The organism is Gluconobacter sp. Dm-74 (genome assembly GCF_018256135.1).
Lineage (GTDB): Bacteria > Pseudomonadota > Alphaproteobacteria > Acetobacterales > Acetobacteraceae > Gluconobacter > Gluconobacter cadivus.
Genome location: NZ_JAERLX010000003.1, coordinates 127,539 through 141,535 on the forward strand (window position 1 = coordinate 127,539; position 13,997 = coordinate 141,535).

Below are 13,997 nucleotides of genomic sequence, written 5' to 3' on the forward strand. Positions count from 1 at the left end.
GCGCTTTTTCCGCAAGGATCAGGAGCGGGCGGGCACGTTGCGCAGGAAGGCCAGTGTCTCGACACAGGCTGCGGCGGCTTCCCGGCCTTTGTTTTCGGCGTCTGCGCGGGATCGGTCCACGGCCTGCTGTTCGGTGTAGGTCGTGAGGATGCCGAAAGCGATCGGCACTTCGGTGGCAAGCTGGGCCTGCATGATGCCGATTGTGGCACCCAGCGAGATGAATTCGAAATGCGCGGTGTCACCCTTGATGACGCAGCCGAGGCAGATCACGCCCTCGTATTGGCCGGATTTGGCCAGACGCTGGGCCAGAATGGGGAGTTCGAACGCGCCCGGTGCGTCATAGACGTCCACATCGGTGATGCCGCGCTCTTCGAGCCATTCAAGCGCGCCGTTCTTCAGGCCGCCGGTGATGCTCGTGTTGAAGCGGCTGGAGATGATGGCCACTTTCGGTGCGGGAGAAAGGCGCAGATCGGGGGCTACGGGGATATGTTTGCTCATGCCGGCTGTTCCTGAAGGAAATGGCCCATCCGTGTGCGTTTGGTCGCAAGATAGGCGCGGTTGAAAGGATTGGCTGCGATTTCCAGCCGCTCGCTGGACTGTACGTCAAAGCCGAAGCGGACGAGATTGGATTCCTTGTCCGGATTGTTCGTCAGAAGGCGGAGCGAACTCACGCCCAGATGTCGTAGCAGGTCCGCCGCCGCATCCCATTCGCGGGCATCGGCGGGCAGGCCGAGGGCCTCGTTGGCCTCGACCGTGTCCATGCCATGATCCTGAAGCTCGTAGGCGCGGATTTTGTTGGCCAGTCCGATTCCGCGGCCTTCATGGCCCCGCAGATAAACCAGAACGCCGGATTCCGATGCCGAAATCCGCTCCAGAGCCTCGCGAAGCTGCGCGCCGCAGTCGCAGCGCATGGAGCCGAGCGCATCGCCCGTCACGCATTCCGAATGCAGACGCACCAGAGGCACGCCCTTGGACGGATCGCCCTTCACCAGCGCGACATGCTCCACGCCATCAACGGCACGGAAGGCGTGGATGCGCAGATCGTGGCCGCCGAAAATGCTGGGGAGAGCAGATTCGGCCACCATTTCGCCCGCAGCCGGAACGGGCGTGCAGATCAGATCGTGGCCCGCGATGGCGCCACGTCCATGCTCGCGGCACCAGTCCTGAAGGTCGGCGATGCTGACGATGGGCATGTTGTGACGGGCGGCATATTTTCGCAGTTCCGGCAGGCGCATCATGCTGCCGTCATCGGCCATGATTTCGCAGATCACGCCAGCGGGCTCCAGCCCGGCCAGACGCGCAATGTCGATCGACCCCTCCGTATGACCGTTGCGGCCCAGAACGCCCTCGGGATGCGCGCGGAGCGGGAAGATATGTCCCGGCGAGACGAGGTCGTCTGGCTTGGCCGCGGGGTTGGCGGCGATGACAATCGTGCGGGCGCGGTCTGCGGCAGAAATGCCGGTCGTCACACCTGTTGCCGCTTCGATCGAGACCGTGAAGGCCGTGCCGCGCGGGTCGCGGTTGCGGGCCACCATGGGGGGCAGGGCCAGACGGTCCGCCTGTTCGGCTTCCAGCGGCAGGCAGATCAGGCCGCGCGCCTCACGAACCATGAAGTTGATGGCTTCCGGCGTGGCGAACTGCGCGGCCATGACCAGATCGCCCTCGTTCTCCCGGTTTTCGTCATCGACCATGACGACCATGCCGCCGGCGCGGATGGCCTCGATGGCGGCTTTCAGGGACGGCTTCATGAGGCCACCTTTCCAAGGCTGGGGGAGAACCGCAGCAGGTTCTCGACATATTTGGACAACACATCGACTTCCACATCCATCCGGTCTCCGACCGACAGCGTGGAGAGGTTGGTGTGCTCCCAGGTGTGCGGGATGATCGTCAGGCCGACTTCGAAGCCGGGCTGATTGCCGCGCATGATGCCGTCATGCAGATCGTTCACCGTCAGGCTGATGCCGTCGAAAGTGATGGAGCCTTTTTCCACGACATACTGGCGCAGCGCTTGCGGGACGAACACGCGCAGGGCGTAGGAATCCCCGGCTTTTTCAACGCTGGCGAGGGTGGCCACGCCATCCACATGACCTTGCACGATATGGCCTGAAAGGCGCGTGCTGGCCGCGACGGCGCGTTCCAGATTGACGCGTGATCCGGCTTTCAGTTGGTCCAGCGGCGTGCGGGAGAGCGTCTCGCCGCTGAGATGGAAGGTGGCCACGCCTGCCGCATCGAAAGTCTCGACCGTCAGACACACACCATTGACCGCCACGCTTTCGCCGAGTTCCAGATCGGGAAAGCCGGTCTCTACGGTCAGGTCCATAGCCTTGTCGCGGACGGAGGCGGCGCGGACTGTGCCCAGACGCTCTATGATTCCAGAGAACATGCGTTTTCCCTCAGCAGTCGCAGCGGGCTTTCGTCCCGCGATTTCAGATCGATGCGGTCAGCACCCGCAGTTTTATGAATGGTGAGCCAGTCGTCCCACAGTCCGGCCTCGGCGACGGAGGCCAGCAGGGCCGGTCCGGCTTCGATCATCGCCCAGTTCGCGCCGCGCTCCGCCAGCAGGGCCGGGACGGAGAGCAGGTCGGGGCTGGTAAGGACCTCGAACCCGGCCTGCGTCATCTCGGCTGTCCAGTCTGCCGGAAGACGGCCGTGGCGGTCGCAGACGACCAGAAGGCGCGGTTTACGGCCCTCGTGGTCCGGGACATGCCGGACTGTGAAGCGCGGGCGGTCCGCCAGAACGGTGCCGATCCCGGTGATGATTGCGTCCGTCGCCCGGCGCAGGCGATGCGCGAGGGTGAGCGAGGCCGGGGAGGTGAAGGTTTTCTGGCCCGGCGGCGGCACCATGGAGCCATGTTCGTCCAGCGCCTGTTTGACGCTGATCCACGGGCGATGCCGGACGACGCGGCTTGCGAAAGGCGCCAGAAGAGCGCGGCAGTCGCGGGCCAGATCGGCCATGTCCGGCCGGTCCGCCAGCATGACCACGCGTTTTGCGCCGGGCTCTTCGCGCAGTCGCTCCGCTCCGCCAGACGCCTGGGGGTTCGGATCGGCTGCACCAATCCAGACCTCCCGAACCGGGCTGTTGCGAAGGGCTTCGCTGCACGGAGGTGTGCGCCCGGTGTGATTGCACGGCTCAAGCGTGACAAGCGCCACCCGTGCCTGATCCAGCACGCCTGCTGCCCCGGCCTGCGCCAGAGCCATGGCTTCGGCATGGGGCTGCCCCGCGCGTGGATGAACGCCGATCGTCAGGACACGACCTTCCGCATCCAGCAGCGCGCACCCGACGGACGGGTTGGGTGCTGTGGCACCAAAGGTTTCGACAGCCTGTGAGATGGCCGCACGAAACCCGTGGCGAATGGCGCTCGGTGCTACTGTGTCGGAAAGGGTGGTCTGGTCAGGCAAGTTGCGTCTTCTGGTCCCGTTACGATCGGGACGTCCGCAAGGCGCACGCCGCCCTCAGCCGGAACGGAAAACAGGCGGGGCGACACGTGCCCAACCTGCCCGTGACCGGACAAGTGCTGCGTTCTCTTCCATCCGGACTATGACCGTCGGCTCCGGAGTCTCACCGGATCTGCTTGTCCCTTCCAGATCGAAATCCGGAAGGCGCTCGCGGGCTGAGGCGGAGAAATCCGCCAATACCGCCGGTGGGGAGTTTCACCCCGCCCTGAGAACGTCTGTGTTCAATTCGAACTATGGAACCGTCCGGACAGGAATGACAAGCAAAAATCTACACAGCCCTGTTTCCGAAGCCGCAGTCAGAACGTGCCGATACAAAAAAACCGCCGGTCGGGGACCGGCGGTTCTGAAAGCCCGAAGTGGGGTTTTCGCGAAAATCAGGGGGAAACGCCCGTGTGACGGTCAATCGCGCCCTGCGTGGCGGTTGCGCCGCGGGTAACGTTGTGACCGACGGAGCTCACATCCTGACCAGCGCCGCGCACGGTGTTGCAGGCAGACAGCGTGACAGCTGAACCCGAAAGCAGGGCCAGCGAAAGGGCAATACGTGCAATGAACTTGGTGGACATGAAGAAAATCCTCTTAAAGAGCGTTTCGCCATCTAAACGACATTTCATGACAATGGTTCGCGGCCTTGGGAGAAATTTTTTTGGGCTCTCTCCGGTCCGGATTGAAGTCGTTTCATTCGTTCTGAACGAATGGCGCTGTGGGGCGCTTTATGAAGAATTTCCCCTTTTTGTGAGGATCCATGCCCCGTTCCCGGACCCAATCTTCTTCCCCCCGGCAGACCCGGCCAGCCATCGTCTGGTTTCGGGACGATCTGCGTCTGGCGGACCATCCTGCGCTGCATGAGGCGTCGTCGTCCGGTCGGCCGCTCATCTGTGTGTATGTTCTTGATGACGTGACCCCGGCCCTGCATCCGGCTGGAGCGGCGTTGCGGTGGTGGCTTCATGGGGCTTTGGCCGATCTGCGGGCACACCTAGAACGCCGGGGGGGGACGTTGCTGACGCTTGCGGGGTCTGCCGAGGATCTGCTTCCGCAGCTTGCGCAACACATGGATGCGGGTTCAGTGCACTGGCACCATCGTCTGCATGAACGCGAACGGGCGCAGGACGATCGGATCCGGCGGGCTCTGGAACAGCAGGGCTGTGAGGTCTGGGCGCACTGGGGAACGGTTCTGCTCGATCCGGACACTGTGCGCACGAAGCAGGGCGGATTCTATAAAGTCTGCGGTTCATTCTGGAAAGCGCTCCAGACGCACACCGTACCGGAGCCGCTGGGAATGCCGGACGGGCTCTCGTTCCAGGACGTTCCGGACTCTGTTCTGCCGGATAAACGGCTGAATGAAGCGGATCTCTGTCCGCAGGCTCCGGACTGGGCGGCTGGGTTCCGAAAGACTTGGGAACCGGGGGAAACGGAAGGGCGGGAGCATCTTGAGGATTTTCTGAAAGATGTCGTGGCAGAGTATCCGAGGGGTCGGGACAGGGTGGCGGAGGAAGGAACGTCGCGTCTGTCGCCCTATCTTGCGTCCGGTGCGGTTTCACCTCGTCAGGTCTGGGCGGCGTTGCAGACGCATGGGGCACATACGGATGGCCCGCGGATTTTCCTGTCAGAGCTCGGATGGCGGGAATTTGCCCGCTACACGCTGTATCACCTGCCGCAACTGCCGTTTGAAAACCTCAGCCCGAAATTTTCCGGGATGCGTTGGCGGAACAGTGCCGCAGATCTGAAGGCGTGGCAGCGCGGGCAGACGGGGGTGCCGATCGTGGATGCGGGGATGCGTCAGCTCTGGCAGACCGGCTGGATGCATAACAGGGCGCGGATGATCGTGGGATCGTTCCTGACGAAGCATCTGCTGATCGACTGGAAGGAAGGGGAGGCGTGGTTCCGCGATACGCTGGTAGATGCGGATTTTGCGAATAATGCCATGAACTGGCAGTGGGTCGCGGGGACGGGCATCGAAGCCACGCCGTTTTTCAGGATTTTTAACCCGACGCGACAGGCTGAAAAGTTTGACCCGGATGGCGATTATATCCGCCAGTGGGTGCCTGAACTGCGTCGTCTGTCAGGAAAGACGCTGTTCGAGCCCTGGGCCGCAAAGGAGGCGGATCTGCGGCAGGGGGGAGTGATTCTGGGCAAGACCTATCCGCGCCCCATCGTCGATCTGAAAGACGGGCGGGATCGTGCCCTTCAGGCCTTCAGGGCGCTTTGACGCCCTGAAATTCCGGCCCCGCGAGAGGGGCCGGAGCGACCAGATCAGAGACCGCCGTTCAGGAAATTGCTGACATCGCCGCGGGTTTTGCTGCCCAGAGCGTTGAGGCGGTTGCGCTGTTCCTGCGGGGCATTCTTGAGTTGTTGCAGACGCTGATTTTCCTGATCGCGCAGGTTGGTCAGCTTAGACTGTTCGCCAGCGATCTGCTTCTGAAGGCGTGCCTTTTCGTTGGCCGGAGCGTTCGTGTATTTGTCCTTCAGGTCCTGAATCCGCTTTTCGCGCGCGGCCTGAGCGTCCTGCGACTGCTTCTGGTAGTTCTGGACCTTGCTGTTCAGGCAGTCTTCCCGCTGTGCCAGACGTCCGATGACATCATTCTGGCCAGTCTGCTGGCAGGCGCTGGATGCCGTGGTGTCTGCCGCATGAGCCTGCGGAGCAAGGGAAACGGCTCCGGCAATCAGTCCGACAGCAAGCATCGTGCGGGGGAAAGGAATGAAAATCATGACATCTCCTGTAAACGATCAGTAAAACATAGAGCGTCCTGATGGCGGGAATGTGGCTTTTTGAAAAGGGGCCTATTCCATGCCTTCTGCGATCGTCGATATCCGTTCCGGCATCAGTAATGTGATGTGGGTAATGCTTCGGATACTGATGAGTTTTTCTTTTTTGAAGGCGCTGAGGATCCGGCTGACCGTTTCAATAGTGAGTCCGAGATAATCCGCGATATCGGTCCGGGGCATGGGCAGGTCGAGTTCGACCGGACGGGACAGGTCGGGCTTTTCCAGATGCTGGCAGCGTTCAATCAGGAAGGTGGCCACGCGTTCGCGGGCGGTCTTGCGGCCCAGCAGGGTCATGCGGGCCTGCATCAGGGCGAGTTCGCGGGAGGCTTCTTCGCGCAGGCGGTGTTCAAGGCTGGGAAAGCGTTCGGTCAGGCGCTGCATGCCGGCATGGGGGAAGCGGCAGAGCGTGGCCCCGCCGAGGGCTTCGGCCCCGAAAGCATAGCTGGTGGAGGCGGCGAGTCCGAGGAAGTGTCCGCCTTCTGCAAAGCCGGTAATCTGGCGTCGTCCATCCGGCAGAAGGGTGAAGAGCTTGACCCTGCCTCCGGTCACGACAAAGAAATCGTTGGCCGGTGCGCCCTCTTCTATAAAGGATCGACCGTCGGCAACGGTCATTCGTGAAGACTCGTTGGCGAGAATAGCAAGATCACAGTCGTCAATGCTGCTGCACACACTCAGACGTCGCCCTACGCAATGGGCGCAACGATCATGGACATCTTCTGGAGTATGTGACGCAGACATGATGAATCCTGTTCCCGTTGTGCTGAGCGCAGCCTGAAGACTTTCAGCCACACTACCACATAATTTACCAGACTTGATTCAGGTCAAGGTGATGGGAGGGGAGGAGTGCTTTGTGAGGCTCAACGAATGGTGATGGAAATTCCAGATGAAATTTAACGCTTTCGCGCTGGCCGCCGCAGTCGGCGCCGTTGCAACTCCCGCGTTTGCGCAGGTCACTGCTCCTGCTCCTGCTCCCCAGGCTACGGTCAGTGCGCCCATGACGGCGGCTCCCGTGCCGTCCGTAAACATCCATGCGCCTGCCTCCGGCCATTGCGGCCTGTTCCAGACCTGTGCCAACACCCGCATCGGGCTGGGCAAGGGCGACTTCATCGTTCGTCTGTCCGCCCTCGGCGTGATGCCGGAAGATCGTGACAGCAGCCTGCGACTGAACGGCGCGCATCTTGGCGGTCGCGTCAAGACGACGCGTCAGGTCATGCCGGAGCTGACGTTCGAATACTTCTTCACGGACAATGTCTCGGTCGATCTGATTGCTGCCAGCACGCGTCATGAGATCGCTGCTGAAGGCGTTCCGGGTCTGGGCAAGGTTGATGTGGGCAGCGCCTGGGTTCTGCCGCCGACTGTTACGTTTGCCTGGCACTTCCGTCCGCACAAGCGCTTCAACCCGTATGTGGGTGTTGGCGCGACGCTGGCCTGGTTCCATAACGTGTCCCCTGCTGGTGGTCCGCTCACGCAGAAGCTCAATATCGGTGTGACGGGTGGCCCGTCCGTCAATGTCGGTTTCGACTATCAGGTTGTCGGCAACTGGTTCTTCAACTTCGATGTCAAGCAGATGTTCATGCGGGTCCATGCCTGGGCGCAGAACAATGCCGAGACCACGAAGATCACGGCGCATGACTCCCTCGACCCGACCGTCGTTGGCGCAGGTATCGAATACCGTTTCTGATCTTCGGGTCAGAAACTGGCGTATCAGGAAAGCGGCCTTTCTCCGAAGGGCCGCTTTTTTGCATTTTTGTGGCAATCACATAAAACTTTTGCAATCCGGCCATTCCGTCAGTGCAAAAATCTTTTCGTTTCCGTATGTGACGTCTGGCGTCCTTCCATGGGATATGAAAACGTCCGAATGCTGGCCGACAGGTCATTGTCCAGACGTTTCAGTCAAAACGGGACGTCTGTCCTGACAGAGTTACGGGGTTTTCTATCAGCATGCGCGTTACCCGCGTCGGCGCGTGGGCCATTGGTCTGCTGTGCCTGACCATCCTTCTCGTCGTCGTTCTGCGATTCCGATCCCCGCATTCGACTGTTGCAGCGACCGAACCTCCTATGGTGACGCAGTCGAAGAACGGTCTTGTCGTCCGGGAAGGCAGTCCGCTTGAGAAGCGTCTGACGATACAGGCCGCCACAAGCGTCTCGCGTGATCACGGCATTCTGCTTCCCGCACAGGTGATGACGGAACCCGACCGGCAGGTGAATGTGTATGCCCCGGTCGCGGGCCGGATTACGGATGTTCTGGTCCATCTGGGCCAGCATGTGCAGCGCGGACAGGTTCTGGCCACGATTGCTGCCGGTGATCTGGATCAGGCCTGGGCTGACGATACCCGCGCGCGGGCCGCTCTGGATTTCGCACGCCGCGCCTATGCCCGCGCGCAGGGCGTTCAGGCGATCGGGGGGAATGCCGTCAAGGATATCGAAGCCGCCCGTAACGATCTGACGCAGGCACAGGCGGAAGCCGAGCGCACGCAGCGCAGGCTTCAGGTTCTGGGCGCGCGGCCCGGCTATTCCGCAAAGGGGCAGGCACCGCTCGTGTCTCCCGTCGATGGTGTCGTCTCCACGACGATCATGGCGCCGGGGGAAAACATCACCGATCCGACCGCGATCCAGATGACGGTTCTGGACCTGTCGCAGGTCTGGGTTGCTGCTGCCATTCCGCAGGAAAATCTGGCGCAGATCGGTGAAGGCAACGTCCTGTCCGTCACTTTCGACGAGTTTCCGGGCCGGACCTGTTCGGGGGAGGTCATCAGTTTCGACCCGGCACTTCATATTGATACGCGCCGGGTCAATGCCTATGTCGCCTGTCCCAACGCCGATGGCGCCCTGCGTCCGGGCATGTATGTGAATGCGACCCTGAACATTCCGCAGCCCAGTGAGGTCATCATCCCCAAGGCCGCTCTTCTGATGAACAACGATCAGGTGTCGGTTTTCATTGAAACAGCGCCCCACACCTTCCAGCGGCGCGACATTACCATCAGCTATGATGAAGGTGAAAACGTCCGTGTGCTCAAGGGCATTTCTGCTGGAGAACGCGTCGTGACGAGCGGTGCCATTCTCCTGAACGATGACTGATCCGGTGGCCCTGAGCTGATGATCGAGCGTTTCATCTCCTGGTGCTTCAACCACCGGAACATCGTTTTCTTTTCCGCCCTGATTCTGGCGCTTCTCGGTGGTCTTTCGTGGAAGATCCTGCCGGTCGAGGCCTATCCGGATCTGGGCTCGGTCAGTGTGTCGATCACGACCCAGCAGGAGGGTCTGGCCGCCGAGGAAATGGAGCAGCAGGTCACGATCCCGCTGGAGCGGACGCTGGCCAGTGTTCCCGGCGTGACGGACAGCCGCTCCACCAGCACGTTCGGCCTGTCGCTCATTACGCTGATCTTCCGTGAAGGCACGAATGTCTATGCGGCGCGTCAGCTCGTCGAGACGCAGCTTGCCAACAATCCGCTGAACAATGGCGCCATGCCGTCGCTGGGGCCGATTTCAGGGCCGAGCGGCGAGATCTATCGCTATACGCTGGAATCCGACGACAAGAACCTGATGGAGCTGTCCGATCTCCAGCGCTGGACCATCATTCCGGCGATCCAGCGCGTGCCGGGTGTCGTCAATGTGGACAATTTCGGCGGTCTGACGCGCGAATACCAGCTCGTTCTCGATCCTGATTCGCTGCAACGCTATCATGTCGGCCTCGAAGACGTGCTGACCGCCATTCGCAACAGCAACGCCAATGCGGGTGGTGGGCGTGTAAGCCGAGGCGAGCAGTCCTATATCATCCGTGGGATCGGCATGATCCATAATCTGGATGATATGGGGAATATCGTCGTTGCCAGCCATGGCGGCGTGCCGGTTTTTGTGAAAGATCTGGGGCGCGTCCAGTTTGGCCATCAGGTCCGGCAGGGTATTCTGGGCAAGGACCGCAATCCCGATACGATCGAAGGTGTGGTGACGATGCTGAGCGGGGAAAACCCCTCGCTCGTGCTCGATGGCCTTCACACTACGATCGCGAAGCTCCAGCAGCAGCTTGCGCCCAGCCATGTCCGCATCGTGCCGTACATGGACCGTGACCATCTCGTGCTCTCCACGACGCATAAAGTCACGGAAACGATGATCGAGGGCATCGTCCTCGTGGGTGTCATCCTGACGCTGTTCCTGGGCAGTCCGCGCAGCGCCATTGTCACGGCCGTGACGATCCCGCTCGCGCTGTCAGTGGTATTCGTGCTGATGCACAGTTTCGGGATGTCGGCGAACCTGTTTTCGCTCGGCGCTATTGATTTCGGCGTGATCGTGGATGGTGCCATCGTCATTACCGAGACAATCCTCCGTATCCGCGAGGAGCGCCCGACCGAGGCGCTGGATCCCGTCGAGGTTCTGCCGGTCGCGCAGCGTGCGGGGCGGGCAATCTTCTCGTCCACGCTCGTCATCATCGTGGCCTACAGCCCGCTTTTTGCTTTCGAGGGCAGCGAGGGCAAGCTCTTCCGCCCGATGGCCTACACCGTCAGCTTTGCACTGCTGGGCGCGCTGCTCTGCGCCCTGGCGCTCATTCCGGCCCTGACCTATCTGGCCCTGCGCAAGCCCAAGCACATCTGGCACAACCGCCCGCTGGAATGGCTGCATGCGCATTACACGCGCCTGCTTGGCCATTTTATCGACCGCCCGCTGATCGCCTATGGCGCCGGTGTTGCGGCGATGGTTGCGGTCGTGTTCCTTGGGGCGTCCATCGGGCGTGAATTCCTGCCGGATCTGGATGAAGGGTCGCTCTGGCTTCAGGTGCAGATGCCGACCGGCATTTCGCTGGAGAAGGGCGAGTCCATTGCCAATGAACTGCGCCATGCAGTCCGCGAGTTCCCCGAAACGTCCTATGCCATTACGCAGCTTGGACGCTCGGACGACGGAACCGACCCCTGGACGCCGTCGCATATTGAAATGCCGGTCGGTCTCAAGCCGTATGATCAGTGGCCTTCAGGCGAGACCAAGGCGCAGTTCGTCGAACGTCTGCGTCGGCGTCTGTCGCAGATTCCGGGGATCGATTTCGGCATCAGCCAGCCGATCCAGGACAATATGAGCGATCTGGTCGGCGGTGCTCACAGCCCGCTGGTCCTGCGCGTCTATGGCAACGATTTTCAGGAACTGCGCCGCATCGGGCAGCAGATCGTGGATATTCTCCATCAGGTTCCGGGCACGACGGAAGCATCGATCTTTCAGGAACCGCGCATTCCGCAGATTGAGGTGGTGGCCGATCGTCAGGCTGCTGCGCGTTATGGCATCAGCATATCGGATATTTCCGATGTCGTGTCGAACGCCATTGGCGATGCACCGATTACGACCGTTTATGTGGGGGACCGCTTCTATAACGCGACGCTCCATATCCGCCGCAAGGATTTGCAGGACATGCAGTCCCTGTCGCAGATCCCCCTTCTGGATGCGGAAGGCGCCTATATTCCGCTATCGCAGGTCGCGCATGTCGGGCTGCATATGGGCGAGAGCAACATTGCTCACGAAATGAGCCATCGTCAGGTCACCATCCGCGTGGATAACGGCAAGCGTCCGCTGTCGCAGTATCTGGCGGATGCGCAGGGACGGATCGACCAGCAACTGCATTTCGACAAGGAAAAATATACGCTCGAATGGGCTGGCTCCTTCCAGCAGGAAGAACGGGCCCAGAAGCGCCTGATGATTGCGCTGGGCGTGATGTTCGCAGTGATGCTGGTCCTGCTGTTTGCCGAGTTCCGCAAGATCCGGCAGGCATTGCTGATTCTCAGCGTCGTGCCGCTGGCGACGCTGGGCGGTCTGATCGCACTGCATGTGCGCGGCGAGACACTCAATATTGCGACCGCCGTGGGCTTCATCGCGCTGTTCGGTGTGGCTGTGCAGAACGGCATCATCATGATTGCCAGTATCAACCGCCATCGCGTGGAAGGTCTGGGTGTGCGCGACGCCACCATCGCCGGAGCTGCCGAGCGTTTCCGTCCGGTGCTTATGACCGCGACAGTGGCCACGGCTGGTATGCTCCCGGCCGCTCTTGCCACGGGTGTGGGCACGGACGTGCAGCGCGGACTGGCGACGGTCGTGGTGGGCGGTCTGGGGATCGCCACGCTGCTGACGCTGTTTGCCCTGCCGGTCTATTTCAGCGAGCTTGAAATGTGGGTTGAACGCCGCGATGCGAAGAAGCGTCCGCAAGTTGCCTCAGAGGGAGCCGGATCATGACGATGCGCTCCATGATGTCGCGCCGTGCGTCGTTTCTGCTGTGTCTGACGGCGCTTTCCGCCTGCGCGGTCGGCCCGGATTTCCATCGCCCGGACCTGCCGAAGAACGCGGCTTATGAGGGCCAGCCCCTGACCGCGACCGCCGGGCATGGTGTTGCGGGCGCGACCGTGCCCCAGCAGTTCCAGTCCGGCGTGGATATTCCGGGCCAGTGGTGGACGGTGTTCGGCAATCCGTCCCTGAATGCGCTCGTCGATCAGGCGCTGGCCAACAACCAGTCGCTGCGCGCCATGCAGCAGGGGCTGAAATCCGCATGGGAGCAGCGACGGATCGAGGGTGCGGGCCTGTACCCGACGCTTTCGGCTTCGTTCAACCCGACGCGGAATAAGACGTCCAAGGTCTACTCTCCCGTTCCGAACTCGAATGTGTGGCTCTATAACGTCCACACCGCGCAGCTGAATATTGGTTATGTGCCGGATCTGTGGGGCGGAACGCGTCGCGCGATCGAGGCCGCCGGAGCGCAGGCGGATCTCCAGAAGTTCCAGCTTGAAGCCACCGCGCTGACCATGATTTCCGATCTCGTGAATGCGACGATCGAGGAAGCCACGATCCGCGCCGAGATCGACGCCACGAACGAACTGATCCGCAGCCAGCGCGCCGTTCTGAAGACGGTGACGGCCGAGCAGGGAATTGGAAACGCATCCCGGCAGGACATGGCGCAGCAGCTGGCCTCCGTGGCCCAGCTTGAGGCGACATTGCCCGGTCTGAGCCTTCAGCTGGCGCAGACGCGGGACCAGATGGCGGTTCTAGTGGGCGTGACGCCCAACACGCCGCTGCCCGAGTTTCGTCTAGAACAGTTCACCCTGCCGAAGACTCTCCCGGTCTCGCTGCCGGCTAACCTGCTGAACCAGCGCCCCGACATCCGCGCCGCTCAGGCGCAGATCCAGTCTGCCAGCGCACAGATCGGTGTGGCCATCGCCAACCGTCTTCCGAACGTGCAGCTCAGCGCCACACCGGCGCAGGCCGTGGGCGTGATGAGCGATTTCTTCAAGCCCGGTTATGGCAACTGGACGATCGCCGCGACCGTCATGCAGCCGATCTTTCAGGGTGGTTCGCTCCTGCACGCCGAGCGTCAGGCGCGCGACAACCTGCTCCAGGCCAACGAGACCTACAAGGCCACCGTCCTGTCCGCCATTCAGGACGTGGCGGACAGTCTGCATGCCGTCACGTTCGATGCCGATGCCCTGAAGGCCGACGAGGAGCTGCTGAAGGCCACGACGCAGAGCATGATGATTGCCCGTGGGCAGTTGCGTTTGGGAGATGTCAGCGAGCTTGTGTTGCTGCAGGCCCAGCAGACAGATGCGCAGGCGCGTCTGGCCTATGTTCAGGCCGAGGGTGCGCGCTTCTCCGATAGCGTTGGGCTGTTCCAGTCTCTCGGTGGAGGATGGTGGAACCGGAATGACATGGGCATGACACCAGAGGCCCAGAAGGCGCTTGGGAAGTCGTTGGTGCCTTGGTGAGAGTGTTCAGGGCTCTGCCCTGAAACCCGCCAAAGGCCCAACGTCGATAAGAGG

Annotated in this window: 12 protein-coding genes and 1 riboswitch; of the genes, 5 read left to right on the forward strand and 7 right to left on the reverse strand. The window is 61.7% G+C overall.

Annotated elements, in window-relative coordinates; translation table 11 throughout:
• Positions 1 to 18 precede the first annotated feature (18 nt).
• The 5 genes from ribH to JK208_RS06140 form a co-directional block, all read right to left on the reverse strand.
• Positions 19 to 498: a 6,7-dimethyl-8-ribityllumazine synthase gene (gene ribH, locus JK208_RS06120; RefSeq protein WP_194267238.1), complete on the reverse strand. Its 480-nt coding sequence runs from the start codon at positions 496 to 498 to the stop codon at positions 19 to 21.
• Positions 495 to 1,748 (reverse strand): 3,4-dihydroxy-2-butanone-4-phosphate synthase, encoded by a 1,254-nt coding sequence (ribB, locus tag JK208_RS06125; protein ID WP_206034331.1) that lies wholly within the window; start codon positions 1,746 to 1,748, stop codon positions 495 to 497. The genes ribH and ribB overlap by 4 nt, the downstream gene beginning before the upstream one ends.
• Positions 1,745 to 2,383 carry a riboflavin synthase gene (locus tag JK208_RS06130; RefSeq protein WP_211574939.1) on the reverse strand — a complete coding sequence of 213 codons (639 nt, stop codon included), beginning with the start codon at positions 2,381 to 2,383 and terminating at the stop codon, positions 1,745 to 1,747. Before JK208_RS06130 ends, ribB begins: the two co-directional genes overlap by 4 nt.
• Entirely contained in the window at positions 2,365 to 3,399 is a 1,035-nt protein-coding gene (ribD, locus tag JK208_RS06135) for a bifunctional diaminohydroxyphosphoribosylaminopyrimidine deaminase/5-amino-6-(5-phosphoribosylamino)uracil reductase RibD (RefSeq protein ID WP_249201977.1), read from the reverse strand. Before ribD ends, JK208_RS06130 begins: the two co-directional genes overlap by 19 nt.
• 116 nt (positions 3,400 to 3,515) lie before the next feature.
• A riboswitch (FMN riboswitch) is annotated at positions 3,516 to 3,673 on the reverse strand.
• Between the two features lie 157 nt (positions 3,674 to 3,830).
• Entirely contained in the window at positions 3,831 to 4,019 is a 189-nt protein-coding gene (locus JK208_RS06140) for an entericidin A/B family lipoprotein (RefSeq protein WP_099285974.1), read from the reverse strand.
• Between the two features lie 179 nt (positions 4,020 to 4,198).
• Here JK208_RS06140 and JK208_RS06145 point away from each other — a divergent pair, with 179 nt between their 5' ends.
• Complete coding sequence (locus JK208_RS06145; RefSeq protein ID WP_211574941.1) at positions 4,199 to 5,662, forward strand: deoxyribodipyrimidine photo-lyase; 1,464 nt, start codon at positions 4,199 to 4,201, stop codon at positions 5,660 to 5,662.
• A gap of 44 nt (positions 5,663 to 5,706) precedes the next feature.
• On the opposite strand, the gene JK208_RS06150 is transcribed toward JK208_RS06145, so the two are convergent.
• Positions 5,707 to 6,162 (reverse strand): hypothetical protein, encoded by a 456-nt coding sequence (locus JK208_RS06150; protein ID WP_211574943.1) that lies wholly within the window; start codon positions 6,160 to 6,162, stop codon positions 5,707 to 5,709.
• Between the two features lie 72 nt (positions 6,163 to 6,234).
• Positions 6,235 to 6,831 carry a helix-turn-helix domain-containing protein gene (locus tag JK208_RS06155; RefSeq protein WP_194261319.1) on the reverse strand — a complete coding sequence of 199 codons (597 nt, stop codon included), beginning with the start codon at positions 6,829 to 6,831 and terminating at the stop codon, positions 6,235 to 6,237.
• Positions 6,832 to 7,102: 271 nt separating this feature from the next.
• Here JK208_RS06155 and JK208_RS06160 point away from each other — a divergent pair, with 271 nt between their 5' ends.
• The 4 genes from JK208_RS06160 to JK208_RS06175 all read left to right on the forward strand — a co-directional run bounded on the left by JK208_RS06160 (position 7,103) and on the right by JK208_RS06175 (position 13,943).
• The gene (locus JK208_RS06160; protein ID WP_211574945.1) at positions 7,103 to 7,900 is read left to right on the forward strand and encodes an OmpW family protein; all 798 of its coding nucleotides are present in this window, start codon (positions 7,103 to 7,105) and stop codon (positions 7,898 to 7,900) included.
• Between the two features lie 260 nt (positions 7,901 to 8,160).
• Positions 8,161 to 9,297 carry an efflux RND transporter periplasmic adaptor subunit gene (locus tag JK208_RS06165; RefSeq protein ID WP_211574947.1) on the forward strand — a complete coding sequence of 379 codons (1,137 nt, stop codon included), beginning with the start codon at positions 8,161 to 8,163 and terminating at the stop codon, positions 9,295 to 9,297.
• Positions 9,298 to 9,315: 18 nt separating this feature from the next.
• Positions 9,316 to 12,426 carry an efflux RND transporter permease subunit gene (locus tag JK208_RS06170; RefSeq protein WP_211574949.1) on the forward strand — a complete coding sequence of 1,037 codons (3,111 nt, stop codon included), beginning with the start codon at positions 9,316 to 9,318 and terminating at the stop codon, positions 12,424 to 12,426.
• Positions 12,423 to 13,943: an efflux transporter outer membrane subunit gene (locus JK208_RS06175; RefSeq protein ID WP_249201978.1), complete on the forward strand. Its 1,521-nt coding sequence runs from the start codon at positions 12,423 to 12,425 to the stop codon at positions 13,941 to 13,943. The genes JK208_RS06170 and JK208_RS06175 overlap by 4 nt, the downstream gene beginning before the upstream one ends.
• The last annotated feature ends 54 nt before the right edge of the window (positions 13,944 to 13,997 follow it).

What these genes read in the sequence shown, in the direction of transcription:
- ribH (WP_194267238.1), bottom strand. Translation starts at nt 498, where the DNA reads ATGAGCAAACATATCCCCGTAGCCCCCGATCTGCGCCTTTCTCCCGCA.
- ribB (WP_206034331.1), bottom strand. Translation starts at nt 1,748, where the DNA reads ATGAAGCCGTCCCTGAAAGCCGCCATCGAGGCCATCCGCGCCGGCGGC.
- JK208_RS06130 (WP_211574939.1), bottom strand. Translation starts at nt 2,383, where the DNA reads ATGTTCTCTGGAATCATAGAGCGTCTGGGCACAGTCCGCGCCGCCTCC.
- JK208_RS06140 (WP_099285974.1), bottom strand. Translation starts at nt 4,019, where the DNA reads ATGTCCACCAAGTTCATTGCACGTATTGCCCTTTCGCTGGCCCTGCTT.
- JK208_RS06145 (WP_211574941.1), top strand. Translation starts at nt 4,199, where the DNA reads ATGCCCCGTTCCCGGACCCAATCTTCTTCCCCCCGGCAGACCCGGCCA.
- JK208_RS06150 (WP_211574943.1), bottom strand. Translation starts at nt 6,162, where the DNA reads ATGATTTTCATTCCTTTCCCCCGCACGATGCTTGCTGTCGGACTGATT.
- JK208_RS06155 (WP_194261319.1), bottom strand. Translation starts at nt 6,831, where the DNA reads ATGACCGTTGCCGACGGTCGATCCTTTATAGAAGAGGGCGCACCGGCC.
- JK208_RS06160 (WP_211574945.1), top strand. Translation starts at nt 7,103, where the DNA reads ATGAAATTTAACGCTTTCGCGCTGGCCGCCGCAGTCGGCGCCGTTGCA.
- JK208_RS06165 (WP_211574947.1), top strand. Translation starts at nt 8,161, where the DNA reads ATGCGCGTTACCCGCGTCGGCGCGTGGGCCATTGGTCTGCTGTGCCTG.
- JK208_RS06170 (WP_211574949.1), top strand. Translation starts at nt 9,316, where the DNA reads ATGATCGAGCGTTTCATCTCCTGGTGCTTCAACCACCGGAACATCGTT.
- JK208_RS06175 (WP_249201978.1), top strand. Translation starts at nt 12,423, where the DNA reads ATGACGATGCGCTCCATGATGTCGCGCCGTGCGTCGTTTCTGCTGTGT.